Annotated in this window: 23 protein-coding genes and 2 tRNA genes; 6 read left to right on the top strand and 19 right to left on the bottom strand. The window is 38.0% G+C overall.

Going from position 1 to position 26322, the window contains the following annotated elements; genetic code table 11:
* Positions 1–17: 17 nt before the first annotated feature.
* The 4 genes from HX062_RS06000 to tyrS all read right to left on the bottom strand — a co-directional run bounded on the left by HX062_RS06000 (position 18) and on the right by tyrS (position 7743).
* Positions 18–677, bottom strand: a complete 660-nt coding sequence (locus tag HX062_RS06000) for a response regulator transcription factor (RefSeq protein ID WP_182627778.1) — start codon at positions 675–677, stop codon at positions 18–20.
* 734 nt (positions 678–1411) lie between these two features.
* The gene (locus tag HX062_RS05995; RefSeq protein WP_182627780.1) at positions 1412–2929 is read right to left on the bottom strand and encodes a RagB/SusD family nutrient uptake outer membrane protein; all 1518 of its coding nucleotides are present in this window, start codon (positions 2927–2929) and stop codon (positions 1412–1414) included.
* A 4-nt stretch (positions 2930–2933) separates the two neighbouring features.
* Complete coding sequence (locus HX062_RS05990; RefSeq protein WP_286466794.1) at positions 2934–6029, bottom strand: SusC/RagA family TonB-linked outer membrane protein; 3096 nt, start codon at positions 6027–6029, stop codon at positions 2934–2936.
* A gap of 421 nt (positions 6030–6450) precedes the next feature.
* Positions 6451–7743, bottom strand: a complete 1293-nt coding sequence (gene tyrS / locus HX062_RS05985; RefSeq protein WP_182627785.1) for a tyrosine--tRNA ligase — start codon at positions 7741–7743, stop codon at positions 6451–6453.
* Positions 7744–7925: 182 nt separating this feature from the next.
* On the opposite strand from tyrS, the gene HX062_RS05980 reads away from it, so the two are divergent.
* Entirely contained in the window at positions 7926–8924 is a 999-nt protein-coding gene (locus HX062_RS05980; RefSeq protein WP_286466793.1) for an NAD-dependent epimerase/dehydratase family protein, read from the top strand.
* Between the two features lie 19 nt (positions 8925–8943).
* Here the strand turns inward: HX062_RS05980 and HX062_RS05975 are convergent, their stop codons facing one another.
* Genes HX062_RS05975 through HX062_RS05965 form a run of 3 tightly spaced genes read right to left on the bottom strand, consistent with a single transcriptional unit; the run spans position 8944 to position 11547 of the window.
* Entirely contained in the window at positions 8944–9480 is a 537-nt protein-coding gene (locus HX062_RS05975; RefSeq protein WP_286466792.1) for a DUF4296 domain-containing protein, read from the bottom strand.
* Between the two features lie 10 nt (positions 9481–9490).
* Entirely contained in the window at positions 9491–10828 is a 1338-nt protein-coding gene (locus HX062_RS05970) for a dihydroorotase (protein WP_286466791.1), read from the bottom strand.
* Complete coding sequence (locus tag HX062_RS05965; RefSeq protein ID WP_182627792.1) at positions 10828–11547, bottom strand: polyprenol monophosphomannose synthase; 720 nt, start codon at positions 11545–11547, stop codon at positions 10828–10830. The genes HX062_RS05970 and HX062_RS05965 overlap by 1 nt, the downstream gene beginning before the upstream one ends.
* 103 nt (positions 11548–11650) lie before the next feature.
* On the opposite strand from HX062_RS05965, the gene HX062_RS05960 reads away from it, so the two are divergent.
* The gene (locus HX062_RS05960; protein ID WP_182627794.1) at positions 11651–12322 is read left to right on the top strand and encodes a DUF4271 domain-containing protein; all 672 of its coding nucleotides are present in this window, start codon (positions 11651–11653) and stop codon (positions 12320–12322) included.
* A gap of 14 nt (positions 12323–12336) precedes the next feature.
* Entirely contained in the window at positions 12337–13080 is a 744-nt protein-coding gene (locus HX062_RS05955) for a uroporphyrinogen-III synthase (RefSeq protein ID WP_182627796.1), read from the top strand.
* A 232-nt stretch (positions 13081–13312) separates the two neighbouring features.
* On the opposite strand, the gene pckA is transcribed toward HX062_RS05955, so the two are convergent.
* The gene (gene pckA, locus HX062_RS05950; protein ID WP_430530241.1) at positions 13313–14932 is read right to left on the bottom strand and encodes a phosphoenolpyruvate carboxykinase (ATP); all 1620 of its coding nucleotides are present in this window, start codon (positions 14930–14932) and stop codon (positions 13313–13315) included.
* A gap of 67 nt (positions 14933–14999) precedes the next feature.
* Positions 15000–15398, bottom strand: coding sequence for a DUF423 domain-containing protein (locus HX062_RS05945; RefSeq protein ID WP_182627800.1), 399 nt, complete (start codon positions 15396–15398; stop codon positions 15000–15002).
* A 454-nt stretch (positions 15399–15852) separates the two neighbouring features.
* Between HX062_RS05945 and HX062_RS05940 the strand changes: the two genes are divergently transcribed.
* Positions 15853–17202 carry a saccharopine dehydrogenase family protein gene (locus HX062_RS05940; protein ID WP_182627802.1) on the top strand — a complete coding sequence of 450 codons (1350 nt, stop codon included), beginning with the start codon at positions 15853–15855 and terminating at the stop codon, positions 17200–17202.
* Positions 17203–17241: 39 nt separating this feature from the next.
* Here the strand turns inward: HX062_RS05940 and HX062_RS05935 are convergent, their stop codons facing one another.
* From HX062_RS05935 to HX062_RS05915, 5 genes are all read right to left on the bottom strand, one after another.
* Positions 17242–17775, bottom strand: a complete 534-nt coding sequence (locus HX062_RS05935) for a hypothetical protein (protein WP_182627804.1) — start codon at positions 17773–17775, stop codon at positions 17242–17244.
* 241 nt (positions 17776–18016) lie between these two features.
* Entirely contained in the window at positions 18017–19699 is a 1683-nt protein-coding gene (locus HX062_RS05930) for an ABC transporter ATP-binding protein (protein ID WP_286466789.1), read from the bottom strand.
* Between the two features lie 124 nt (positions 19700–19823).
* Positions 19824–20276: an OsmC family protein gene (locus tag HX062_RS05925; protein WP_182627808.1), complete on the bottom strand. Its 453-nt coding sequence runs from the start codon at positions 20274–20276 to the stop codon at positions 19824–19826.
* A gap of 466 nt (positions 20277–20742) precedes the next feature.
* Positions 20743–21456 (bottom strand): 3'-5' exonuclease, encoded by a 714-nt coding sequence (locus tag HX062_RS05920; RefSeq protein WP_286466788.1) that lies wholly within the window; start codon positions 21454–21456, stop codon positions 20743–20745.
* Positions 21457–21458: 2 nt separating this feature from the next.
* Positions 21459–22619, bottom strand: coding sequence for a serine hydrolase domain-containing protein (locus tag HX062_RS05915; RefSeq protein WP_286466787.1), 1161 nt, complete (start codon positions 22617–22619; stop codon positions 21459–21461).
* Between the two features lie 156 nt (positions 22620–22775).
* Between HX062_RS05915 and HX062_RS05910 the strand changes: the two genes are divergently transcribed.
* Positions 22776–23417 carry an O-methyltransferase gene (locus HX062_RS05910; protein ID WP_182627814.1) on the top strand — a complete coding sequence of 214 codons (642 nt, stop codon included), beginning with the start codon at positions 22776–22778 and terminating at the stop codon, positions 23415–23417.
* 40 nt (positions 23418–23457) lie between these two features.
* On the opposite strand, the gene HX062_RS05905 is transcribed toward HX062_RS05910, so the two are convergent.
* The 3 genes from HX062_RS05905 to HX062_RS05895 form a co-directional block, all read right to left on the bottom strand.
* Positions 23458–24027, bottom strand: a complete 570-nt coding sequence (locus tag HX062_RS05905) for a phosphatase PAP2 family protein (protein ID WP_286466786.1) — start codon at positions 24025–24027, stop codon at positions 23458–23460.
* Positions 24027–24332, bottom strand: a complete 306-nt coding sequence (locus HX062_RS05900) for a Sec-independent protein translocase subunit TatA/TatB (RefSeq protein ID WP_182627818.1) — start codon at positions 24330–24332, stop codon at positions 24027–24029. Before HX062_RS05900 ends, HX062_RS05905 begins: the two co-directional genes overlap by 1 nt.
* A gap of 75 nt (positions 24333–24407) precedes the next feature.
* On the bottom strand, positions 24408–25172 hold the full coding sequence (locus tag HX062_RS05895; protein WP_286466785.1) for a hypothetical protein: 765 nt from the start codon (positions 25170–25172) through the stop codon (positions 24408–24410).
* A gap of 159 nt (positions 25173–25331) precedes the next feature.
* On the opposite strand from HX062_RS05895, the gene pepE reads away from it, so the two are divergent.
* Positions 25332–26039, top strand: coding sequence for a dipeptidase PepE (pepE, locus tag HX062_RS05890; protein WP_286466783.1), 708 nt, complete (start codon positions 25332–25334; stop codon positions 26037–26039).
* 97 nt (positions 26040–26136) lie between these two features.
* Here pepE and HX062_RS05885 read toward each other — a convergent pair.
* Both HX062_RS05885 and HX062_RS05880 read right to left on the bottom strand, forming a co-directional pair.
* Positions 26137–26209: transfer RNA gene (locus HX062_RS05885), tRNA-Gly, on the bottom strand.
* Positions 26210–26243: 34 nt separating this feature from the next.
* Positions 26244–26319, bottom strand: a tRNA-Gly gene (locus HX062_RS05880).
* Positions 26320–26322: the final 3 nt, after the last annotated feature.

The following is a 26322-nucleotide window of genomic DNA, read 5'->3' as shown; positions in this document are numbered from 1 at the left end:
GGCAGTTTTTTTTGTTTTTAAATATAGTAATCATTCACTGTAATAATTCCGGCTCGAATTGCATAACGCGTAGCATCGTGTACGCTATTCACTTCGAGTTTCTTAAAGATATTCTTTCGATGGGTAATCACCGTGTGAATACTGATGTTGCGATCTGCAGCAATTTCCTTGGTCATTTTTCCCGTGGCAATTTCCTTTAAAATTTCCCTTTCCGCATTCGTCAATACTTGATCTACCTTAAAGGCTGTTGTTCTGTATGAATTGAGCACCTCTTGTACACAAGGTGCTATATAGTGTTCTTTCTTACAAACTACAGTTAGCGCCTGTTTGAGGTCGTGAACCGTGCTTCTTTGTTGAACCATATTAAATCCAATCACCGATTTCACTTGAAGTATTTTTTTTAACCAAGCCTCTGGCAATTCCTCCAACCACATAATCCAAGTACTGCGTTCATAGTCTGTCTTCAATTCATAGATAGCCTCTACTTCTTGTAATAAGTGGTAAGTAGTCGGATTAAAAAAGACATAGCCAGTGCTGTTCTTTTTCAAAAACAAGTGGATTTCTTGCACTGTTTGCAAATCATGCCAGACAATTTCTTCTTGACACACCTGTTCTGCTATCGTTTTGATGCCCAAACGAACCAATTCTTTTTCTTCTAAAATAGCAATGTGCATCATAACATACCTTTCTCTTACAAAATTAAGGAAATAATCTCAGGAATAAACGGAAAAATACTTTCCTAAACAATCGCTTTTCTTCTTTTTCAATTTGGGCATTTCTTTTCTTTGGCACCACACTGAAAACAAAGGCAAACTTAAATTGTTCCTGTGATAGGTTGCTATTTTCTAATTGCCCTGCTATTTCGACGGCTCTATAGGACTAATTAAGACGTCCAAAAGAAAGGCAGTCTAAATTAAATAGAAAAGAGGCGGCCTAAAAATAAGTGGTTTATTTATAGTGTACAGTAAACGACACTTCAATCAACTCTCGTTCACTATGGTTGGCTCTTGTTTCTCTACATACACAAAAGCCACGGTATTTAGTTGTAAACTTTTTTCTAGAGGGTATCGTACTATTGCTACTAGGATACCTGCGTTGTGCATCCATAGTGAGTCTATTAGAAATGTGGTTTTTAATGGACTCACTATGGACTCAGTATGGACACAGTATGGACTCATCCTGTCTCGTCCTACTATAACTGTACAGCTTTTTTGGCGAATCTGCTTCTAATACTAACCAAAATACCTTGTAGCCATCCATGTATTTGATTTTTTTAAACTGACCTTGTTGATTTTATTCAACATACAACACGGGACATTTTAAGACAAAATAAAGAGGGTGCCTTTTGAGACACCCTCTTTCCACCATTACTGATTGAATAAAATAAACAACTAATGAACCACTCACTATTTTATAGGTTCGGATTTTCTCTTTCTTCTACTGCTGGTATTTGATAGAGGTAATACGGACTATTAGCCACGAAAGGCGATTGATCAGGTAGATTCAACGCATAATGCCCATTAGCGGTCATTACTTTTGTCTTTACTTCCTCCTTGCCTTGTTCATCCTTTACCACATAGGTATAGTCCACCTTGTCGAGTTCGTATTTTTTTCGAACCACGCTTTTTTGATTTCTTACGATATCAACTAAGCTAAATCCCTCGCCAAATAATTCTTTTCTTCGCTCAAGCAAGATCGCTTCTACCAAATCATTTCCAGACAGGTTCGAAGCCAAGGCTGCATGACGCGCTCGTTTTACTTCGTTTAATTTATTGATCGCATCACCATCGTTTAGTCTGGCTTTTGCTTCTGCATTGATCAAGTAGATCTCTGAAGTACGCATCAACACGATATCGGCAAGTTGTCCTGCTTTAAATTTAAATTTTGCATAACGCATCCAAACCACTGAGGCATTTTCTATTTTAGCACCTGGATCAGGGGCCCAATTGATCATTGATTTTCTATAATCACCGTCATCAAATAGATCTTTAAAATGCGGATCAGCATTAAAACTATAGTAAAAACTATCGGTTGATGTTACATCTAAATAATGAAATTGATAGGAAGCCCCACTTTGATCTGGCGTTTGAGGATGTCCCCAAATCCATTCGCGATTATTGACGTCATTGAATCCAGTTTTATATTCATTTTCGGTCATTAAATAATCGTTCTTTACCAATAGACGATCAGAATAATCTTTAGCTTTCTGCCAATTTCGAGCATATAAATTAGCTCTTGACAACAACCCTAAAACGACGGTATGATCGATTTGAAATTTTTGTTTGCGAACATATCCTTCGGGGATTAGTACTAAGGCTTCCTCTAAATCAGCAAGGGCTTGGTTATACACTTCTGTTACCGTTGCGCGTTTGCCTGGCTGAGTATTAGCCGTAGTTGGTTTTAAGTAAATAGGCACCGCTAATGCATTGGGATCTTTGTCTATGGCAAAGGCATAGGAAGAGGCCAAATGCAAATACATAAACCCTCTCAAGGCATAGGCTTGTCCTTTAATTCTTCTTTTTTCACCTGCGTCCCCCTTAGAATCGTCAATATAAGCCAAAATATTGTTCATATTATTAATGGTCTTATAAGACAAATTCCAGCTATGGGAATTAGTTCCTCCTTTTCCATATAAGGCACTAAATTGATAATGATTTCCGAAACCATACTTATTGGTTTGCAATACAACGTCGTTCCCCATAGCATCACTGGTACGCAAGAAAGATCCGAAACCAGGGTTTGCATAAGTTGAAAATGTTTCCATTAGTTGCCCCCAACTACCATTTAGTACTTTTTCGCTTCCTGAAACGGTTTTGAACACTTCTTTTTCTTCTACTGCATCAGTAGGAGAAGTATCTAAATCACAAGAAATAAGTACAAAAGAAAATAGCAGGAATAAGGTTTTAGTATATAGGCTATAATTTTTCATCTTTTTATAATTTTAAGTTTACTCCCACTGAAATTGTTTTCATCGCAGGATAGCGGAAATAGGTTGTTCCATCATACGTTTGTTCCGGGTCTAACCCTTGTTGTTTGGTCCAGGTAAGTAGATTTTCAGCTTGTAAATAAACAGAAGCTTGTCCTATGTTTACTTTCTGCAACCACTCTTTTGGAAAATTATAGGCTACGGACAAGTTTTTCAACTTTAAGAACGAGCGATCTACTAAAAATCGAGTGGAGGTATTGGTCCAGCTATTAGCCGATGACGTTGTCAATCGCGCTACATCAGCACCTGTATTTTCTGGAGTCCATCGATCTAACATATCCACACTCCACGAAGTACCTCCAGCGTTTTGCCTCATCAAACTCAACTTATCGCTATTGTAAATTTTCCCTCCAACAGCATAGGAAAAGTTTGCGATTAACTGCCAATTTTTATAGGAAAGATCCGTTTGGAATCCCCCTGAAAACTTGGGTAGAGAATTTCCACTTTTCACTTTGTCTTTATCTTTTAAATCGCTGTAATTTTCTGTGATAAAACGCTCGCCATTAGCATCTGTTCCATACCATCTAGGTCTTCCTGTCTCCGGGTTAAGACCTGCCCATTCAATCAAGTAAAAATCATATAGCGAACCTCCTTCTACCCATTTTTTTGTACCGCTAAACATCTCCGCTGTTGGAAGTGCTTGAATTTTATTTTTATAGGTAGTGATATTCATTCCAACGCTCCATTTCCAATCATCTGTCAGAATCGGAGTTCCTTCTAACGACAATTCCCATCCATAGTTTTTCATTTTCCCAATATTTTGCAGGACAGAGTTGTAGCCAAGGGAAGGTGATAATTCTTTATTAAACAGCAAGTCTTTAGATGCGCGTTCGAAATACTCTAGTGTACCAGTTAATCGGTTATTGAACATGCCGAAATCGAAACCTACGTTTAGATTCATATTGGTCTCCCAGCTTACAGAGGACGATCCTAAACGAGAAGCAACCAAACCTGGATCACCTAAATTATTATTAATGGCGAATAATGCCTGATATGCATAGTATTCCACATTGTCATTCCCTTGAGCTCCATAGCTAGCGCGAACCATTAATTCATTCAACCACGAATCTCTATACTTTTGCATAAAGTCTTCGTCTATCAGTCGCCAAGAAGCACCTAAGGACCAGAATGAGGCAGCACGATGTCCCGGAGCGAAACGAGAAGATTCATCTCGGCGGAAAGATCCCGATACATAGTATTTCTTATCGTATGAATACTGCAGATTTCCGAACAAACTAAAGATGCTATACTCATCTGCTTTTCCGTAGAAATCAGCTAATCGAGAAGCCGCATCTGGTTGTTCATAGCCCAACATAATTAACTGTTCTCTCATTCCGCCAAAATAGTTGGATTTGTATTGGTAGAACTCTTGTCCAGCCATAACACCTATACTATTTTTATCATCGAGGTCGAGGTCGTAATTCAATACGTTGTTATAGGTCATACTTGTGGTACGAGTATTTCTCATACTTACTCCACCTCCGGTAGAACTTGATGGTCCTACTTCTGGGTTGGTTACATTGTGATTATACACACTGTTGTAATCGACGTTTAATGAAGTTTTAAATTTCAAATTATCTAAGAACTTCACTTGGGCGTAGGTGCGAACAGATGCAAAGTCCGTTTTGTTTTCTGCTTTGTCTAGCGGAAGCGTAGCCACTAAATTGTGACGTGCATAGGAACTCGCTCTGTAGTTACCGAAATCAAATACTCGACTTCCCGTTTCAGGATCTATTATATAAGCTCCTGTTGTTAGGTCTCGTTCATAAATCGGATAAAAAGAAGGCATATTTCGTCCAAATCCGATTACGTTTGAGATTGCACTATCATCTTGTTTAGGATAATCTTGAATGGAATGTGAAGCCGAAGCATTCAGTCCTAACTCCAACCAACTTTTGGCGTCCATCACAATATTAGATCGGAAATTAAATCGCTTAAAGCCCGATTCTTTTACATATCCTTGGTTGTTTAAGAATCCTCCCGACACAAAATACCTTGTACGTTCTCCTCCACCCGATACACGAATATTCAAATCCGTATAATTGGCATTTTGAGACAAGGCATCTGTCCAATCGTCATTCCACAACGGACGTAAGCCAGCACGTAACTTCCCGTCTGTTCCAACAGGTTCAGGGTTATCTAAACCATAGGGATTGATTCCTATAGCATTTATTAAGTTTGCGGTTGCATATTGAGAAGCAGTTGCCCAATCTTCTCCCGCGGTGTCCATGCGTCCATTTCGCATTGCTTCCCAATACATTTCCATGTATTGATTGGTTCCCATGGTTTTATAATCACTTCGCGCTCTACTAGAGGTTCCGTACTTGGCCGATATTTCGATTTGAGGATCTTGATTTTTCACCCCTCTTTTGGTGGTAATCATCACCACACCATTTGCCGCTCTAGATCCATATAAAGTTGCGGATGTAGCATCCTTTAAAACGGAAATAGATTCAATATCTGCCGGTGCAATAGTAGATAGACCCCCTTCATAAGGCACTCCATCTACTACATATAAAGGTCTACTACCTGCATTGACTGAACCTATCCCACGAATGCGTATTTCCGCTTCCGAACCGGGTTGTCCACTTGCTGCAAACGATTGAACCCCTGCTACCGAACCTTCTAAAACTCTTGACACATTGCTCACTTGAGACTGTCCAATCGTTTTAGCGCTAACTAATCCAACTGATCCTGTATACGTTTTCTTATTCGCTGTACCATACGGTATATGAATAACAACTTCTTCCAAGTTTTCGGCCGCCGCCTCTAAATAAATATTGAGTTCCGTTTGATTGGAAACTTTTACTTTTTTCGTTACATACCCTATAAACGAGAAGGCAACGGTTTGGTTTGGCTCTACTCTGATGGCGTAATTTCCATCGAAATCTGTTGCCACTCCCTTACCTGTTTCTTCCACGATTACACTTACTCCTGGTAAACTTCCTCCAACATCAGAAACTGTACCTTTTAGCGTAATTTCTTGTGCTTGCATCTGATATACTCCAATCAGAACAAAAACAATTTGTAAAATTTTTTGCATAAATTATCCCTTTGATTGACGAATAATTCCATCAATACATTAATAAAAAAAATGTTATAATTAAAAAGATATGGGTTTATTCCCCCCCGGGAAACCCTAGAAATGAAGGCGTGCTAAATGCAACACAAATTCATGCAGCACTTCATCGACACTGAAGAAGACACTCCATGTTGATCATAAGAAAAAGAAGAAGTCATTGTAGGTAAAAAAACGATTGACTGCATAATACTACTTTTTTAGATGTTGATCCCATCGACGGACCAACTTGGTCGCCTCAAGGAACTATCATTTTGTTTTGATAGGGCAAAGATAAGAGCTCAGATCAATGGAGTAAATACCATGTATATGGTAGATTTATACAAAAAAGGCTATCTCTGTTGTATAGAGATAGCCTTTTTTTGTTCTATTGTGTTTATTTTGATTACTTTACATGTAAAACAAAGTAGTTCTTTTTTCCTTTTTGTAGGAGGATGAACTGATCGTTGATCAAATCTGCTGTAGTAACCACATAGTCTTCGGTTACTTTTTCTCTATTTACAGCAATAGCGTTAGCTTGAAGTGATCGACGAGCTTCACCATTTGATGGCATAAAACCACTTTTAGCGGCTAGGACTTCGATGATTGGCATTCCTGCTTCTACATCAGCTTTGGTTACTTCGGCTTGAGGAACTCCGTCAAAAACCTCTAAAAATGTCTTAGCATCTAATTGTTTCAAGTCATCTGCAGATGAATTTCCGAATAAGATCCCCGATGCTTTAATTGCATTTTCCAATTGTTCTGTGCCGTGTACCATCGTTGTTACCTCTTCAGCTAATCGCTTTTGCAATACGCGTAAATGAGGAGCCTCGAGATGTTCTTTTACCAAAGCTTCAATTTCTTCACGACCGATAAAAGTAAAGATCTTGATGTATTTTTCAGCATCGGCATCTGACACATTTACCCAATATTGGTAGAATTTATACGGAGATGTATACTCAGCTGACAGCCAAATATTTCCACCTTCTGATTTACCAAACTTTGTTCCATCTGCTTTTGTGATGAGCGGACAAGTCAACGCATAAGCTTTTTCGCTTATCGTACGGCGAATTAACTCCGTTCCCGTCGTAATATTTCCCCATTGATCCGAACCTCCCATTTGCAAGGTTACGTTTTTGGCTTGGAACAAGTGCAAGAAATCGTACCCTTGCAACAATTGATAACAGAATTCAGTAAAAGACATTCCATCTTGGAATTCACCATTTAGGCGTTTCTTTACAGAATCTTTCGCCATCATATAGTTTACTGTAATGTGTTTTCCAACGGTTCTAATGAATTCTAGGAACGAAAAATCTTTCATCCAATCGTAGTTATTCACTAGTTCTGCTGCGTTAGCTGCACCAGAGTTAAAATCTAAGAAACGTTCTAATTGGGCTTTGATTGCCTGCTGATTGTGACGCAAAGCTTCTTCCGACAATAAATTGCGTTCATTAGATTTTCCAGAAGGATCTCCTACCATTCCAGTAGCCCCACCAATTAAGGCAATTGGTTTGTGCCCTGCCATCTGAAAATGCTTTAAAAGCATTACACCTACTAAATGTCCAATATGCAATGAATCCGCTGTTGGGTCAATTCCCACATACGCTGCACGCATCTGCTCCAACAAATGTTCTTCAGTGCCTGGCATAACGTCGTGGAGCATTCCTCTCCAAGTCACTTCTTCAATAAAATTTTTCATTTAATTATATTTTATGCAAAGATAGTTCAATTCCTTGCGTGATTAGAACTTTTTTTTGATACATCTGCATTTTTATTGCTTTCAAACTCTTCAAAACAATCCACTGAAAATACGGGCGTTACTTTAAAACTTTTACTCCTATTCTTTCACAATCTAAAACATAACCTTTACATTTGTTTATTATGATATTGGTTACAGGTGCCACAGGTTTAGTAGGGAGTTACCTTCTTTTACATCTTCTTCAACAGGGGGAGCAAGATGTTCGTGCAATCTATCGAGATGAAAAGCGTATAGCAAAAACGAAAAACGTCTTTGCTTTACATCAAGCCCTTGAATTATTTGAGCACATCGCTTGGCAAAAAGCTGATATCCTAGATCTACCTGCCCTAGAAGAAGCTTTTGTTTCAGTTACCCATGTGTATCACTGTGCGGCTCTTGTGTCTTTTGATCCAAAAGACGAAAAAAAATTGCGCAAAACCAATATTGAAGGTACGGCTAATATTGTTAATTTATGTTTGGCTTATGGAGTCAAAAAGTTGTGTCATGTCAGTTCCATCGCCGCAGTAGGCGAATCATTGGACCCAAAAATTCCCATTACAGAAGAAACAGAATGGAATCCTGAGCTTTACCACAGCGATTATGCCTTGAGTAAGTTTGGTGCAGAAATGGAAGTATGGCGAGGCACTCAAGAAGGTTTATCCGTTGTAATTGTCAACCCTGGCGTTATCTTTGGGCGTGGGTTTGAAAGCGAAGGCAGTGGTGCGTTATTTTCTAAAGTAGGGCGCGGATTTCCTTTTTATACCGCGGGAACTACTGCAATCGTAGCCGTAGAAGATGTGGTTTCAGCTATGCGTCAATTGATGCACAGCCCTCGTAAAAACGAACGTTATCTGCTCGTTGCTGCCAATGTATCCAATCGAGAATTGCTAAGTGAAATCGCCAATTTATTGCATAAAAAAACCGCGCGTTTTAAAGTTAACCGCCTTGGACTATCAATTGCCTGGCGATTGGATGGCTTTGTTTCTTTAGTCACCCCAAAAAAAAGAAGCTTTACACGTGCAATCGCGAAAGCTTCTCTTAGTAAGTATTGTTATGACTCTTCGAAAATTAAACAAACGCTGTCGTTTACTTTTTCGCCTTATACCGAATTTTTAGCAGCTACTAGCAAAGATTTTAAGTAGTTTCAATTTTATGCTTAATTTACTCCTCCTCGACTCCTTGTACTTTTCGACTTATTGGTGCAGATTTAAGCAAACTTTTGTTTATTTGTTTCACTGCAGTAGGTGTATCGCCTTTCGCAGCTTTGCTTCCTGTAGTACTAGTTAAAGAATCTGACGTTGGATCGTAAAGCTCTTTAGCTTGCTTCAATACATTTACTTTTTCTAGTTCTGGTTTACTTGAAAGCGTGTCAAGGCGTTGCTCTTCTTTTTTCAATCGATTCATCACCCGTGTCTGCATATCGAAATACACATTCTTTTTTAAGGCGATATAATAGCGGTTATTCTCGACAAAGGTCAAGCTATCAATATCGTATTTTTTAAAAATATCCCCCATGCGTATAGGCTGTACAGTATCAGCAAAAAAGGAGTTGGTATTTTGCGTACCGTATAATAGCGTTACATCATATAAGATATTTTCCATTTTCGACTCCTCAATAAATGGATTGGGCTTTGTTATCTTGTCCTGACAGGCCGACAAAAAAAGAACCGCAAAAAAGGCAACTAGTATATTTTTCATTTTTGTACTACTAACGTTCAAAAAGCAATCTTTGTCCGCAACGAATATCTTTTACTTGTTCATTTTCATAAACCAAGCAACCATTGACAAACGTATGGGTTATTTTAGAAGAGAATGTTTCACCTTCAAATGGCGACCATCCGCATTTATACAATATATTCGAGCTGTTCACTTCCCAACTGTTCGTTGGATCAATCAACACAATATCAGCGTGATATCCTTCTTTTAAAAATCCTCTTTTTTCTACTTGAAAGAGAATGGCTGGATTATGCGCTGTTTTTTCGACAATTTTTTCCACAGTAATTCGACCTTGTTTTTTGGCTTCAAAAAGTGAAACTAATGCATGTTGAACCAAGGGACCACCAGAGGGGGCTTGTCCGTATGCCTTTGATTTTTCCTCTTTGGTATGTGGAGCGTGATCCGTTGCAATAACGTCAATACGATCATCCAACAACGCTTCCCAAAGCATTTCTCTGTCCTTTTCCGTTTTAACGGCAGGGTTCCACTTGATAAAATTCCCTTTTGAATCGTAATCTTTATCAGTAAACCACAAGTGGTGCACACAAACCTCGGCTGTAATCTTTTTGTCTTTTAGCGGAATGTCATTGCGAAACAAAGCCGTTTCTCTCCCTGTAGACAGGTGAAATACGTGTAGACGAGCGCCCGTTTTCTTCGCCAATTCTATCGCTTTAGAAGAAGACAAGTAGCACGCTTCTTCGCTGCGAATAATCGGGTGGCATTGCACGGGAATATCTTCGCCATATTGGGCTTTGTGTTGCTGCAGATTAGCCTGAATCGTGCCTTCATCTTCTGCGTGTACGGCAATTAACATAGACGTACTAGAAAATATTTTTTCCAAAACATCTTGACGATCCACTAACATATTTCCTGTAGAAGACCCTAAAAATAGTTTAATCCCCGCTACATTGCGCGGATTAGTTTTCAATAATTCCGCTAAGTTATCGTTTGTTCCCCCCATCATAAACGAGTAATTCGCATAAGATTTAGAGGCAGCAATATCATATTTTTGTTCTAACAATTCTTGGGTTACTGCATTAGGAACCGTATTGGGTTGCTCAATGAAAGAGGTAATCCCCCCAGCAACAGCTGCTATTGATTCGGATTCGATATCACCTTTATGCGTCAATCCCGGTTCGCGAAAATGCACTTGGTCATCAATCATCCCAGGAATGACGTATTTTCCCGTTGCATCAATACACTGCATCCCTTCCGTCGCTTCAATTGAATCGGCTATACGTGCGATTTTCCCCTCTTGAATCAGGATATCTCCTTTCTTGACGATTCCTTCGTTGACTAAGTTTCCGTTTTTAATTAAGTAGTTGTTCATTATAGTTTGTTTAGTAGTTTTCTAATTTTCAAGCTCATCACCCCAAAAATGGCCTCTTTGATAATGCCTTTGGACATTTTAGACTCTCCTCTTGTGCGATCAGTAAAAATGATAGGGACTTCAGTGATCGGAAATTTTTTGACGTAGACGCGGTACTTCATCTCAATTTGGAAGGCATAGCCCACAAATCGTATGCGATCGAGATCCATGCTTTCCAAGACTTCTTTGGTGTAACACACAAAGCCCGCCGTGGTGTCTTTAATGGGCATACCCGTGATCCAACGCACGTAAATGGAGGCGCCATACGATAACAATACGCGATTCAAAGGCCAATTGACTACATTCACGCCTGTCACATATCTCGACCCCACAGCCATCCCTCCTTTGGCTTGACAGCTAGCTAACAGTCGACTTAAATCCTTTGGATTATGAGAGAAATCAGCGTCCATTTCAAAAATATAGGCGTAATTTCGAGCCAAGGCCCATTTAAAACCATCTACATAGGCTGTGCCAAGTCCATTTTTCCCCTCTCGTTTCAACAAGTGTAAGCCTGCGTACTCCGCTTGTAGTTGTTCTACCACAGCCGCTGTACCATCAGGTGAGTTATCATCCACAATAAGCACGTGAAAACACTCGGGCAATTCAAGTACTGCCTCAATTATTTGCGCTATATTTTCAATCTCATTATAGGTAGGAATAATAACTAGTCCTGCATTCATTGTCTTTACTTTGGATACAAAAATAACCTTTTTATAGAAAGTTAACCCTTAAATAATTACCAAAGTCAGACAAATACATTTTTTTGCTAATTTTGCAAATGATATGGACAATCTACTATTAACTGAAAGAATTGTAACCAACAAGGATTGGGCTACCCTACTATTTTTTGTGGGCTTTTCCATCATTGCTATAAACCGAACTATTTTTAGCATCCGCTTTGCTGAATTTACACGCTTGGCTATTTCAGACAAGTACCTCAAAATCTACAAAGACAATACGAACCTGCGAAATAGTTTTACCCTTTCTTTTCTGACTATTCAACTATTGTCCATTACCTTCTTTTTGCAAATTGTTGCTAAGTCGTTTGGGTTTATTGAGCAGTATAGCTTGCTGTCCTTTATTCAGATTTTGAATTTTACCTGTTTTTTTGTTATTGGCAAATACCTCATCGATAAAATTATCGGAATTACCTTCGGGATAGAGGACTTTGTAGATCATTTTAATTTACAAAAAGCAACCTATAGAAATTACATTGGCATGTATCTATTGGGCCTTGACTTGATCTTGTTTTACAACGATATAGTCAATCAAATGATCATTAGCCTAATTGGAATTACGTTAATCTTAACAAATCTTAGTTTATACGTTATTTTTATAAAAAACAATCGAAAAACGATATTAAATAAGTTGTTCTATTTTATTTTGTATCTTTGCACCCTTGAAATAGCTCCTTATTTTATAATATACTTTGCATTTAAAAACTTTAGAGCCTAAATAAGAATTAAACTATGAAAGTGAAAACAATTTTGGTTTCTCAGCCAGAACCTAAAGTAGAAAACTCTCCATACTTTGAAATCGAACAAAAATATAAAGTAAAAATTGACTTTAGGCCTTTTATACACGTTGAAGGTGTACCAGCTAAGGACGTAAGACAACAAAAGATCGATTTAAACAACTTTACAGCTGTAATTTTGACGAGTAGGAACTCAGTTGATCATTTCTTTCGTGTTGCTGAAGAAATGCGCTATAAAGTACCTGAAACGCTTAAGTACTTTTGTCAATCAGAAGCGATTGCCTTTTACCTACAAAAATATGTGGTGTATCGCAAAAGAAAAATTTATGTCGGACAAAAAGACTTTGCTGATTTGGCTCCTTTGATTAAAAAATACAAAGACGAGAAATTCTTATTATCCGCTTCAGATCAATTAAATGCAGAAGTACCTACAATTTTAGGTGAGTTAAAAGTGGATTGGACGGCAGGAACGTTTTATCGCACTGTTATGAGTGATTTATCGGATTTAGCTGATGTAAAATACGATGTATTAGCCTTCTTTAGTCCAACGGGAATCAAATCATTATTCATGAACTTCCCTGATTTTACCCAAGACAACACCAGAATTGCTGTTTTTGGTACAACAACACAAAAAGAAGCCTTAGATCACGAATTACGCGTAGATATTATGGCGCCTTCACCTGAAGCACCATCGATGACTATGGCTCTTGAAAAATACATTCAAAAGGTAAATAAATAATAAAAAAAGGCTTCCACAAGTGGAAGCCTTTTTTTATTATTAGATTGGATTGGATATAGGAGAATAAAAGAGGGCATAATCTCAAGTAGAACCTAAACCCTCTTTCATGTTAGCCTTCCCAACAAACAACTAACGATCGTCATAGTGAGTAAAGACATGACTTATCTCTCCTTTCCATTTTCCCTTTTCTAAAAAAAAAAGGAAACCTACTGGCTTCCTTTTTTGTACTATATTACAATTGAGGTCCTGCTTCTACAAGCGCTTTCCCTGCATCGTTATTTGTGTATAAGTTGAAGTTTTTGATGAACAACTCTGCTAAATTTTTAGCTTTGTCTTCCCATTCTTTAGCTTCAGCATAGGTGTTACGAGGATCTAGGATATTAGTATCTACACCTTCTAAAGCAGTTGGCACTGCGAAGTTGTAGATAGGAATAATCTTCGTTTCTGCAGTTTCGATAGAACCATCTAAGATACGATCGATAATCGCACGTGTATCCTTAATTGAGATACGTTTTCCAGTTCCATTCCACCCGGTGTTAACCATATAAGCCGTAGCGTTGTGCTCTTCCATTTTCTTTACCAACTCTTCACCGTATTTTGTTGGATGTAAAGACAAGAATGCTTTACCAAAACAAGCAGAGAAAGTAGGTTCAGGCTGAGTTACTCCTCTTTCCGTACCCGCTAATTTAGCAGTAAATCCAGACAAGAAATAGTATTTAGTTTGTTCCGGTGTCAATTTAGAAACTGGAGGCATAACGCCAAATGCATCTGCTGTTAAGAAGATAACTTTTGTTGCGTGACCAGCTTTTGACACAGGTTTTACGATATTTTCAATGTGATCAATTGGATAAGAAACACGGGTGTTTTGCGTTACTGATCCATCGTTAAAATCGATGATTCCGTTAGCGTCTACCGTAACGTTTTCCAACAAAGCATCTTTGCGGATTGCATTGAAGATGTCCGGTTCGTTTTCTTTGCTCAAGTTGATTGTTTTTGCATAACAACCTCCTTCAAAGTTAAACACCCCTTCATCATCCCATCCATGCTCATCATCTCCGATTAATTCGCGTTTTGGATCTGTAGATAAGGTTGTTTTACCTGTTCCAGACAAGCCGAAAAACACAGCAACATCTCCGTCTTTTCCTTTATTTGCTGAACAGTGCATCGAAGCCATTCCTTTCAATGGTAAGTAATAGTTCATCATAGAGAACAATCCTTTTTTCATCTCACCACCATACCAAGTACCACCAATCACTTGTACTTTTTCAGTCAAGTTGAATGCGATATATACTTCTGAATTTAATCCGTATGCTTTGTAGTCTTTAAAAGTCGCTTTAGAACCATTCATTACAACGAAATCGGGCTCACCAAAGTTTGCCAATTCCTCTTCTGTTGGACGGATGAACATGTTTTTCACGAAATGTGCTTGCCATGCTACCTCCATAATGAATCTCACTTTCAAGCGCGTATTTTCATTCGCACCACAGAAAGCGTCAACAACATAAAGTTTTTTTCCTGACAACTCAGTGGCAGTAGTTGCTTTTAAAGCTTCCCACGTTTTTTGGTCAATTGGCTTATTGTCATTTGGCGATTCTGGAGAGTTCCACCAAACCGTATTCTCAGTAACTGAGTCTTTTACGATGTATTTATCTTTTGGAGAACGACCAGTGAACTCACCTGTCATAACATTTACAGCTCCTAATTCAGTTACTTGTCCTTTTTCAAAACCCTGGAGGTCAGACTTAATTTCTTCATTATATAAAAGATCGTAGGAAGGATTATATACAATCTCTACAACATCTTTAATACCATATTTTTCAAGTGAAATTGATTGCGTATTAGCCATTTTCATTATGTTATGTTGTCTTTTTAATTAATATGCAAACTTAGAAATAAATTTAATATAACGATACACAAAACTAGTTTTTCGTACTTTTTCCTGTTTTAAGGGTCTGAACTGCAGCATAAATCCATGCTCCAATCATAAAGACACCTCCAATTGGCGTCACTGGTCCTAAAAACTTAACGTTAAATCCGGGTAAACCGTTGAATGTTAGTAGGTAGATTGATCCTGAAAACAACAATACCCCTATCAATGTTAAGGTAAAAATTCTCTTTTTTACCTTGTCAGAAAAGAAAGTAGATAGTCCAACAAACAAAAGGAAAAAGACGTGATACATTTGATAACGCACCCCTACTTCATAGGAAGCTACAGCGGATTCGCTAACGATCTTTTTCAAACCATGTGCACCAAAAGCTCCTAGTATGATCCCTAGTGCCCCTAATAATGTTGCTGTTATAATAATTTTTCGTCCCATTTATTTTTAGATCGAAGATACAAATTATCCTTTAAACACAAGGAGAGAAAGACCGAAAATAAATCTACACAAAACATGCTTTACCCGTGATAAAACCTTCGCATAATGAAACTAAACCCTTTTAAATAGTGACTTCCTCTTACTTTATACACAACCATCAACAACCACAACTAAACTAGCCTACTGGAGTTCAACGCCATAAAATCAAAAAAAAGAGTCCTCTCTCCCTATCGCAAGTACAAAAATGAGAAGATATATTTTCTTTTGTAGTAGAATCAAACCGGAACAATTGAACACAGATGTAGCTCTTCCTATGCGCTACTAGTCAAGCAAAATTTGCTTTACTTCTTCGGTAACAGCAATTTTCAATCAAAACTTTTTTTAGCAAATAGTATATCCCTTTGTTATATAATTCCTTACTTTCGTAACTCGTAAAACAACCAAAAACAAAATAATGAAAGAAATATTAATCGTAGGCGCTGGCCGTTCTGCCTCTTCACTTATTAAGTATTTACTTGAAAAATCTACGACAGAAAACCTTCATTTAACCATTTGCGACTTGTCTTTAGCATTAGCAGAGAAAAAAGCAATGGGACATCCAAATGCTACGGCAAAGGAATTTGATTTATTTAATACCGAACAAAGACAAGAATTGGTACAACAATCCGATATTGTCATTTCAATGCTTCCTGCAGCCTTGCATATTGAATTGGCTAAAGATTGTATTCGCTTTAAAAAGCACCTAGCAACTGCTTCCTATATTAGCCCAGCTATGGCGGCTTTAGACGAAGAAGTAAAAGCCAACAACTTGGTGTTCATGAATGAAATTGGATTAGATCCAGGTATCGATCACATGAGTGCCATGAAAATTATTCACGAGGTAAAAGCAAAAGGAGGAAAAGTAATTTCTTTTGAGTCTTTTTGTGGAGGATTAATGGCTCCAGAATCTGACAACAACCTATGGAACTACAAATTCACTTGGAATCCGCGTAATGTAGTTTTAGCGGGACAAGGTGGTGCTGCTAAATTCATCCAAGAAGGACAATATAAATACATTCCCTACAACAAAGTATTCAGAAGAACTGAATTCTTAGACGTAAAAGGCTATGGGAAATTTGAAGCCTATGCCAACCGCGATTCTTTAAAATACCAAAGCGTTTACGGCTTAGACGATGCGAAAACCATCTTTAGAGGTACCATTCGCCGCGTAGGCTATTCTAGAGCGTGGAACTTGTTTGTAGAATTAGGGATTACGGATGATACATACGTAATTGACAACTCTGAAACGATGTCTTACCGCGAGTTTATCAACCTATATCTTCCATACCACCCTTCGGATACTGTAGAAACGAAACTGCGCCTCGCTTTAAACATTGATCAAGATGATATTGTTTGGGAAAAATTATTGGAACTAGATCTGTTTAATCCAGATAAAATCATTGGTTTAAAAAATGCTACTCCAGCACAGATTTTGGAAAAAATCTTAGCCGATAGCTGGACATTAGATCCAGAGGACAAAGATATGATTGTGATGTATCACAAAATTGGATACGAATTAAACGGAGAGAAGAAACAAATTGACTCGACAATGATTTGTATCGGAGATGACCAAACCTATACAGCTATGGCTAAAACTGTAGGTTTACCGTTAGCCATCGCCGCTTTAAAAATAGTAAAAGGCATTATTAGTACACCAGGGGTACAAATGCCAATTGAAGAGGAAGTATATGCTCCGATTCTAAAAGAACTAGAAGAAAACGGCATCGTTTTCGACGAAAAAGAAGTAGAATATCAAGGATTCTAATCAGAAAGGTCAAAAGCAATGCTTTTGACCTTTTCGTTTTTATGCCTTCGTGAATGTAAGTAGATAGCCATCATTTTGTACCAGCCTCAGCTCATCATTTGTGAATAATATCCTATATCCGCCTAAATCATTTATATAGAGTATCTCCCTATTTTCTAATGCAAAATCGTAACGATACGAATAAGACAATGTTCTAGGTTTTAGAAACCGTTCAAATGTGTTATCTTCCACAGCAGTAGCATTTTTAATCACAAACACTCCATCGCTGCCAAAGGAATAAATCACGTGTTCACCTTGGTCAAAAGATCGGTGTTCTCCAGTAAATGCTTGAATCTTTTCCAATCTCCAGCTAGTTGAATTTAATGCTTTTTTATCCGATACTGAAATTGCAGGATATTCAACCTCATCAAGCATTTTTGTTGAACGCTTAAACTGTAAGGTTTCTCCACTGTACTTAGTCAAGACTAATTTTTCTTGAGTAACTTTCATATCGAAAATAAAACCGGGAGTTAAAAAATCTAGCTTCTCTCCGTTTCTTTCTTTTTCACCGTCTAATTCTATGTAGGAATCCAAAGAATCCGTCTACCACTGTAAGACAGTAGTAAAAAAAGCAACTTTGACGAAACACTTTCGATTGCCAATCGACCGTTAGACAAAAATGATAATATATCGAAACACCCTATGCTTTTAGATCCTTCATTTCAGTAATCTACCACAAGCTTTGCTGTGTATTCTCATTGCAACCTTACAAAGGGTATGTGTTGATTTTTTTTTGAAATTAACAAACAACTAATAATTTTCCTCGTACACAAACCTACTCCAAAATAGAAGCAATCAACTTTTTTGTGTACGTTTTTTGAGGATGAGCATACAAAGCATCCGCTTCTCCTTTTTCCTCAATTTGTCCTTTGTTCATCACCATCACTTGGTCTGACATATACTTGACAACAGCTAAGTCATGTGAAATAAAGATATAGGTAAATTTATATTGTTCTTTGAGTTCATTCAACAAGTTGAGCACCTGGGCTTGAACCGAAATATCTAAGGCTGATACAGACTCATCGCAGATAATTAATTTGGGATGTACAGCAATGGTGCGTGCGATCCCGATACGCTGGCGTTGTCCGCCTGAAAATTCATGGGGATAACGATCAAAGGCTTCTTCCGTTAAACCTACTTGTTGTAGAAGTTGCAGCACTTTTTGTTTCTTCTCTTTTTTATTGCCGAATAATCGATGAACGATCATGGGTTCCATAATTGCCTGTCCCACTGTTAGCTTGGGGTTTAAAGAAGAAAAAGGATCTTGAAAAATAATTTGAATATCCTTGCGCAATGCACGAAGTGCTTTGCCTTTTAATTGTGTAATATCTTTTCCTTGATAAAAAATAGCGCCAGAAGAGGCGGGATCCAATTGCAAGATAGCATTGCCTAAGGTTGATTTTCCACAGCCACTTTCGCCTACTAGCCCTAATGTTTCTCCTTCGTATACTTCGAAGTTAATTTGATCTAGGGCGCGAAAGGTTTTCTTGCTCCATAGGCCTACACTTGAAATATAGTCTTTGGCCACATCTTTGACCACTAAAAGTGGCGATTGGGCATATAGTTGAACATGAGCAGCTTGTCGTTCTGCTGGGCTAATTACTTCTGTTGGTACTTGATTGTCAACAAAGTCTTGAATCGTAGGCAAGCGCTGTAAACGCACCTGACTCGAAGGACGTGCTGCCAATAGCGCTTGAGTATAACGTTCTTTAGGCGCATTAAAAACCGACGAGGTCGATCCCTTTTCAACCACTTGACCGCGATACATCACCATCACCTCATCGGCAATACTCGATACCAAACCTAAATCATGGGAAATGAAAATCATCGCCATTTGGGTTTCGGCTTGTAAAGCTTTTAACAACTGTATAATTTCTTTTTGAACTGTCACATCTAGTGCTGTGGTGGGTTCATCGGCAATCAACAAGGTCGGTTTACACGCAATTGCCATAGCAATCACTACCCGTTGCTTTTGCCCACCAGATAATTGATGTGGATATTTTCGATATGCCTCTACAGGTTCAGGCAGTTTTACTTGCGCAAACAATTCAATGACTCTATTCTTTAAGGCAGTTCCCTTTAAATTAGTATGTAAGCGAAGCATTTCTTCCACTTGAGATCCACAGCGCATCGAAGGGTTGAGTGCACTCATAGGTTCTTGAAAAATCATTGCGATTCTATTACCTCTAATTTGTCGGTATTCTTCTTCAGTAAAAGCAGTCAAATCTTGTCCATTAAACACGATATCCCCAACAATTTTACTTTGATTTTCAGGTAACAACCGCAGAATAGCCAATGAACTGACCGATTTCCCCGATCCGGATTCGCCTACAATCCCCAATATTTGGTTGGGGTACAAATCAAAGGACACTTGGTGTACAATCGGTTTCCAATCTTTGTTCTGTTGAAAACTAATTTGAAGATCCTTTACCTGAAGTAGCGGTGTTTGTTCTGACATAAAAATGAGTTAACGGTGTCCAAAACAAAAATAAGATAATTAATTGTGATTTAATGTCGCAGCAACAAGCGATTCGCTCTAGCACGAACACCAAATCACAATTAAAAAACAAAAGTCAGACATATTAAGCTACATTTACATGATCGTATTCCTTAACCAACGTTACGATAGTTGGTGTTTGTTGTTTAAAATTTGCGAACACCGGACAAGCTAATTTCACCGCATCAATCCATTCTTTCAATAGAACAATAGAAGCCGTTGACGTCGGTTTAACAACCACCTCTATTTTTTTAAATACCCCTGCATCCAAATGTTGCTGCTGCAAAGCTTCATCTACTACGCCACTTACTTCAATTTGAATTGATTTTAAATCGACGTTTAAAGTCAAACCGATTAAGTTTCCAATTGCATGGATACTTCCCGCTAATTTGGCTAAGATTAATTCTTCTGAATTCACTTGGGCTTCTTTGACCAATTCTTTTCCATCTTTTACAGTGAAGGAAAAGTTTGCTGTTTTGATTGCCAACTGACTTTCTCGTACTGAAAATCCCAATACTTTTACTACTTTATTACTCATTTTTTCTAATTTTTTACTACGACACTTTACCTCAAAAAAAAAGCCCTTTTGGTCGTCGTACGTTACCAAAAGGACTTGAAATATTACATTGAATTATTTTTATCAAAAAATACACGATGATGTTTGCTTCAGTTCTGGCAACGAGCGCATAGGCGAATGTTTTCTAAACATCCACATATAGCATACTGGGTTGGATACATACTGAATTCGCGTGCTCATCATATAAAATTTTAAAAAAAAGCCTCTGTTGAATCAACAGAGGCTTTTTGTATATTGTTTTATTATTTTACTTCATTAAAATAACAATCCCAATCCATTCACCTCTGGAGCTGAACACCACATTGATTTATGAAAATAAGATTGAATTGTTAACATTGTATATTTTTCTCTATTTTTTACTGCCTACAAAGCTAGAAATTATTTTTTATTAAAAAGCAAATTTACGAATATTTTTAACTATTTTTTTTTAGACTGACAGCAATTCATCCGGTTCTAAAATAGCTTCACCTCTTAAACGCAATACGATTTGTGCCACTGTAATAACATCTTTTTCACAATAGCGCATAATGCGATCTAGATCTTGATCCTCATAGTATACACGGGCGACATCAGCTCCGTGAATATCATCTTTAGGGGAGGGAATCTGCAAAATATGCGCCAATAATTTGAGGGAGGTATAGTGCTTATAATCACCGAATTTCCACATTTCCATGGTATCTAAATGCGGAACTTCCCACGGTTTTTTTCCCATTAGATTTAGTTTGGCTGGCACTTTCAGTCCGTGAATGATCATGCGTCGGGCAATATAGGGGAAATCAAATTCCTTTGCATTATGACCACACAAAAGGTGTTCTGCCCTATTAAAATGTGCGTTCAACAAGTTGGCAAATGCTTGTAGAATATCTACTTCTTCTCCAACAAAAGAAGTTGTTCTAAATTGGCGGTCTCCCATTTTGTAGGTAAAATACCCGACAGATAGGCAGACGATACGACCAAATTCCGCCCAAATTCCTGCCTGTGCATAAAACTCCTCTGCAGGAATTTCGCCTTTGCGTTGGTAGCGCGTTTTCTCTTCATACAACTCCTGTACAGCTGGATCCAACATGCTAAATGCGCGCTCTTGAGGAACTGTTTCAATATCTAAAAAGAGAATATGCGCTAAATTAATTCGGTCTAACATGGTTATTTATTTCGTTGGGCTAACATTTGATAAGCTTCATCAATATAGGTGTACAGGTCGTTGCTATGCGGATCTTCTTCCGTTTGCACTCCTTTGACATGACCTAAACGCACAATAATTACATTGTCTTTAGGCGATACGATGGTAAATTGACCGAGATGGCCACGCATATAGAAGAAATCTTGTCCTTTGTAGTGCTTCAACCACCATCCATAGCCATACTCTGGACTTGCTTGAAATCGAGGGACAATTGATTTAGCTACAAAAGCACTGTCGAGAATTTGCTCACCATTCCACTTGCCATAGTCTTTATATAATTTGCCGAATCGAGCAAAATCTCTAGCTCCACTCGTAAAGCAACAATATGATTTCTCAATTCCATCGCCCTTGTGGTCGATTTGCCATAAAGCATCATTTTCGGCGCCCATTGGTTTCCAAAAATAAGTAGAAACATACTCCGCTAGCGTTTTACCTGTTGCTTTTTCCAAGACCATGGTCAATAATTGAGTATCCCCACTTTTGTAGATAAATGCTTGTCCTGGTTGATCTTTTATCTCTAATCCCATCATCACCCCTCTGAGATCTTTGTCAAAATAGGCACGCGTTACAATAGAAAAAGGGCTGTAATAGCCTTCGTCCCAATCCAAACCAGAAGCCATCGAAGACAAATCTCCCACCGTAACCTCTTGGCTGTATTTTCCCTTTAACTCGGGTAAGTATTGAATTACTTTATCCTCTAAACTTTTAATCTCCCCGCGTTGAATTGCTTTTCCCAAAGCAGCAGATACCACACTCTTTGCCATGGAAAACGAATTCGTTTTGCTATTTGCTGTATAAGAATCATAGTACGCCTCATGCCAAAGGCTGTCGTTTTTGATAATCAAAAAACCAATGGTTTGCAGCTCTTTGTGGGTAGTTGCCAAAACGGCTGTAGGAGCAACAGTATTGTAATCCTTCGCTACAGGCCAAGGTTGTGCCTCACCTGCTGGAATATTTCGTGTTGGAAAATAGTGATAATCATCTAAAAACGCCGTTTTATAACCATTAAAATAAATCGTGCGTACAGCGGTAAATAAGTAATCTACCTTAAATAAATAAGCCAGTAGGACGATTCCAGCTATAAGTATAAGCAATCCTTTTAGGAATTTCCATAGTATTTTCATAATCAATTATTCTTGTTGATAGTTAAATGTACCAATTTTTTTCGCTGAATTTGAGGATTTAGCCTTCAATCTTATAAAATCGTCAAAATAGGGCTGAATTGCCAAAAGCCTTTTATCTTTGCAACTCAATTCCCTTAATTTAAAATTGCTTCTTATATGCACTTTATATCCAAAGAATTAGAAGATTACGCGGCAAAACACAGTGAGAACGAACCTGAATTACTGGCTCAACTCGACAAAGAGACACACCAAAAAGTATTACAACCACGTATGCTTAGTGGTCATTTTCAAGGCCGTTTCTTAAGTATGATCTCCAAACTAGTACACCCTATGCACATTTTGGAAATAGGCACATTTACTGGTTATGCAACCTTGAGCTTAGCGGAAGGATTAAAAGCAGAAGGAACGATAGACACCATTGACGTCAATGAAGAATTGTACGATTTTCAGCGCAAGTATTTTGACCTATCTCCCTATGCCTCACAAATTACTCAACACTTGGGAAGTGCGTTAGACATCATTCCACAACTTGACAAAAAATACGATTTAGTTTTTATTGATGCTGATAAACAAAATTACAGCAATTACTTTGAATTGATCATTAATAAAATGAATCCTGGAGGAATTATTTTGTCGGACAATGTATTGTGGTCAGGCAAAGTGATTGAAGAAATCAAAGCCAATGACAAAAGCACACTTGCCTTAGATCGATACAATAAGCTTTTGAAAGAAGATCCTCGAGTTGAAACGGTTTTACTTCCGATTCGAGATGGATTAACAGTATCTCGCGTACGATAAATAAAAAAGGGATTTGGCAGCAACCAAATCCCTTTTTGTATTAGATCAATTTATCGTCATATTTTCTTTCGATCCACAAGAAGATCTGATAGAAGAGTGTACCTGCGGCTAACCCGAAGCAATACCCCACTAAAATATCAAAGGGAAAGTGCATGGTTAGATAGATTCTACTATAAGCGAAAATCAGTGGAAATATAAACACCAAATACCCGTGTTTGTAGTAGCGTCTTAGCAGCAAAAACATAAATAGCATATTAGCCATGGAGTTTGATGCATGTCCAGAAAAGAAACTCAGACTAGGGCTACATTTCACAATGCGAATCATAGCTTGAATATCTTCTGTATTACACGGCCTAGGTCGTCCTACAGTATATTTTACTAGGTTAGTCATTTGATCTGTAAAAGCGACAAGTCCTGCTAATAGCAACAAAATAACTCCTAATTTTTTGAGGGAAACTTTGCGATAGGTTAAATAAAGTAATAGCACAAAAAATGGAAGCCAATTGAGCTGTTTGGTAATAAACAACCAAAAAGGATCATAGGCTTCACTGCCTAATCCATTAAAAAAAATCAACCACTCTTTATCGAGTTGAATAAGACGATCTAACATTAGTTTCTTCTTTTAATTGGCCCTGTAATATTTTCAATATCTTCTTTCTGCTTTTCGAGCTCTTGTTGCATATCCTTAATCGGGTTAACATGCTCTTCCAAATTCAAAGCTTCTTCTATATCTTTTTTAATACCTGATTCGTCAGCACTTTTGTTGATTTCATGTTTAATATCATTTGTAGCATTTTTTACTTGAGCCATGAATTTACCAAAAGCTCGCGCCATTTCTGGTACTTTATCTGAACCAAAAAGCATTAAAATGATTAATATGATAAAAAAAAGTTCTCCGCCTCCTATTCCAAACATAACTCTATTTTTAGTTAAGATACAAATCTACAACGTTTATTATTTTTTATTCACAATCTATCGACTTAAATTTCGCTATTCTATTGTTAAAGTATCCTTTACCTCAGTGGCATGTATTTTATCGCCTAGTAAATCGAGAAATTCCATTGCCAGTACTCCTGTCCTAGAAGCTATTTTTTCTTTTTCCACAACACTAGCAGTTAAAAAGCCCGACATCAAATCATCATCCGAAACATAATACGCAAAACCAATCACGTAATCTTTGGGGATACTGTATTCTTTAATTAACACATATTCATCCATGACACTCAGGAACTTCTCTTTTCTCATCTCTTGTTTTTCGTACTTCAAGGCTTTTTTCAACATAGCTGTACGTCCACTAATCCAATTGACAATTGCACTCACTGGGATAATTCCACTACCGGAAGTTGCCGTATAGAGTCGTCTTTCCGCAGGAGTATACCGTCTTACATTTGATGGAACGAGTCCCAAAGAGGAAGAAGACATATGGGTAATGACAATTTCATTCAATTGCCTATTCAAGTCATTCGGCTCCAAGGGAATTAATATAATATCGCGTTTAAAGTCAATGTCATCCAAAACATAGCGGTACCCGATAAACAAAGGTCCGGAGAACATTAATGTATCGTTTTCCTGTGCTTGAATAGTAAAATATCCACCTTGTTCTGTTACCAAAGCATCACCCGTATTAATATTGGACACGTAAATCCCCTTGAGATCTTTGCTTCGAGAAACGATTTTCCCGTGTAAAGGGACTCTATCTTGAGCAAATACCCCCACACCTAGTATCAACAGCAAAAAGGTTAAAACTAATTTCATCTACTAATATATTAATGAAGTCTGTAAAAATATCTTATAATCGCATAAAGCAAAATTATAATCGTGTAAAGTTATGTTAAATATAAAAAGAACTGAAATCAATCCTTCTTTTTCATTTGACGAATAAAGTCTATTTTTGTTACTTCTAAATGAGTAACCATGAAAAATATAATCATAGCGAGTACTTCAACCTTACACAATCAGGGTTTCTTGGAGTACCTATTACCAACTTTATCGAACCACTTTAGGGCGGGATCGACAATTGTTTTTATACCGTATGCCCGTCCAGGAGGAATTAGTCATGACGACTACACAGCAAAAGTAAGAGAAGCGCTTAAACCGATCCAGGTAGAGGTGAAAGGGTTACACGAATTTGACGATCCCAAAGAGGCGATCAAACAAGCAGCGGGAATCTTTACTGGAGGGGGAAACACTTTTTTGCTAGTGAAACAGCTGTATGCGCATGATTTGGTACAAACCATTACCTCAGTTGTCCTAAATGGAACACCGTATTTGGGTTGTAGTGCAGGAAGTAATATCTGTGGATTGACCATGGAAACGACTAATGACATGCCGATTACCTATCCTCCTTCGTTCAAAACTTTTGGTTTCGTTCCTTTCAATATCAACCCACATTATTTAGATCCATTAGCAGGATCTACGCATATGGGGGAAACAAGAGAAACGAGAATTAATGAATTTCACACGCTAAATTCTCAGCCAGTTGTAGGCTTACGTGAGGGAAGCTGGCTCACCGTTTATGGCGATCGCATTCTATTGCAAGGGACATTAGCTGCCCGTATTTTTGAACAGAACAAAGCAGCATATGAAGTTGATCCCGATACTGACTTAAGTACGTTAAAATAGAGATTGAACAAGAGTAAAAAAACAGGACATACCCCCATAGAGGCAGTCTTTACCCTATATAATAAAAAAAAGCCTGCAGATGCAGGCTTTTTTGTTGAGCGGAAGACGAGGCTCGAACTCGCGACAACCAGCTTGGAAGGCTGGAGCTCTACCAACTGAGCTACTTCCGCAGGTGATGATCTTTAGAAACTTTCATCAAGTTTTTGGAGCGGAAGACGAGGCTCGAACTCGCGACAACCAGCTTGGAAGGCTGGAGCTCTACCAACTGAGCTACTTCCGCAGG

The organism is Myroides sp. DF42-4-2 (assembly GCF_030326445.1).
Taxonomy (GTDB): Bacteria; Bacteroidota; Bacteroidia; order Flavobacteriales; family Flavobacteriaceae; genus Flavobacterium.
This window is presented reverse-complemented; position numbering and strand designations above follow the sequence as displayed.

Excerpts from the sequence above, each read along its gene's own strand:
- tyrS (WP_182627785.1), bottom strand. The coding sequence starts at position 7,743 with ATGAAAAATTTTATTGAAGAAGTGACTTGGAGAGGAATGCTCCACGAC.
- HX062_RS05965 (WP_182627792.1), bottom strand. The coding sequence starts at position 11,547 with ATGAATGCAGGACTAGTTATTATTCCTACCTATAATGAGATTGAAAAT.
- HX062_RS05990 (WP_286466794.1), bottom strand. The coding sequence starts at position 6,029 with ATGCAAAAAATTTTACAAATTGTTTTTGTTCTGATTGGAGTATATCAG.
- HX062_RS05905 (WP_286466786.1), bottom strand. The coding sequence starts at position 24,027 with ATGTTAGATCGTCTTATTCAACTCGATAAAGAGTGGTTGATTTTTTTT.
- HX062_RS05975 (WP_286466792.1), bottom strand. The coding sequence starts at position 9,480 with ATGAAAAATATACTAGTTGCCTTTTTTGCGGTTCTTTTTTTGTCGGCC.
- HX062_RS05995 (WP_182627780.1), bottom strand. The coding sequence starts at position 2,929 with ATGAAAAATTATAGCCTATATACTAAAACCTTATTCCTGCTATTTTCT.
- HX062_RS05900 (WP_182627818.1), bottom strand. The coding sequence starts at position 24,332 with ATGTTTGGAATAGGAGGCGGAGAACTTTTTTTTATCATATTAATCATT.
- pckA (WP_430530241.1), bottom strand. The coding sequence starts at position 14,932 with ATGAAAATGGCTAATACGCAATCAATTTCACTTGAAAAATATGGTATT.
- HX062_RS05915 (WP_286466787.1), bottom strand. The coding sequence starts at position 22,619 with ATGAAAATACTATGGAAATTCCTAAAAGGATTGCTTATACTTATAGCT.
- HX062_RS06000 (WP_182627778.1), bottom strand. The coding sequence starts at position 677 with ATGATGCACATTGCTATTTTAGAAGAAAAAGAATTGGTTCGTTTGGGC.
- HX062_RS05930 (WP_286466789.1), bottom strand. The coding sequence starts at position 19,699 with ATGTCAGAACAAACACCGCTACTTCAGGTAAAGGATCTTCAAATTAGT.
- HX062_RS05920 (WP_286466788.1), bottom strand. The coding sequence starts at position 21,456 with ATGTTAGACCGAATTAATTTAGCGCATATTCTCTTTTTAGATATTGAA.
- HX062_RS05925 (WP_182627808.1), bottom strand. The coding sequence starts at position 20,276 with ATGAGTAATAAAGTAGTAAAAGTATTGGGATTTTCAGTACGAGAAAGT.
- HX062_RS05955 (WP_182627796.1), top strand. The coding sequence starts at position 12,337 with ATGAAAGTGAAAACAATTTTGGTTTCTCAGCCAGAACCTAAAGTAGAA.
- HX062_RS05895 (WP_286466785.1), bottom strand. The coding sequence starts at position 25,172 with ATGAAATTAGTTTTAACCTTTTTGCTGTTGATACTAGGTGTGGGGGTA.
- pepE (WP_286466783.1), top strand. The coding sequence starts at position 25,332 with ATGAAAAATATAATCATAGCGAGTACTTCAACCTTACACAATCAGGGT.
- HX062_RS05945 (WP_182627800.1), bottom strand. The coding sequence starts at position 15,398 with ATGGGACGAAAAATTATTATAACAGCAACATTATTAGGGGCACTAGGG.
- HX062_RS05960 (WP_182627794.1), top strand. The coding sequence starts at position 11,651 with ATGGACAATCTACTATTAACTGAAAGAATTGTAACCAACAAGGATTGG.
- HX062_RS05980 (WP_286466793.1), top strand. The coding sequence starts at position 7,926 with ATGATATTGGTTACAGGTGCCACAGGTTTAGTAGGGAGTTACCTTCTT.
- HX062_RS05910 (WP_182627814.1), top strand. The coding sequence starts at position 22,776 with ATGCACTTTATATCCAAAGAATTAGAAGATTACGCGGCAAAACACAGT.
- HX062_RS05940 (WP_182627802.1), top strand. The coding sequence starts at position 15,853 with ATGAAAGAAATATTAATCGTAGGCGCTGGCCGTTCTGCCTCTTCACTT.
- HX062_RS05970 (WP_286466791.1), bottom strand. The coding sequence starts at position 10,828 with ATGAACAACTACTTAATTAAAAACGGAAACTTAGTCAACGAAGGAATC.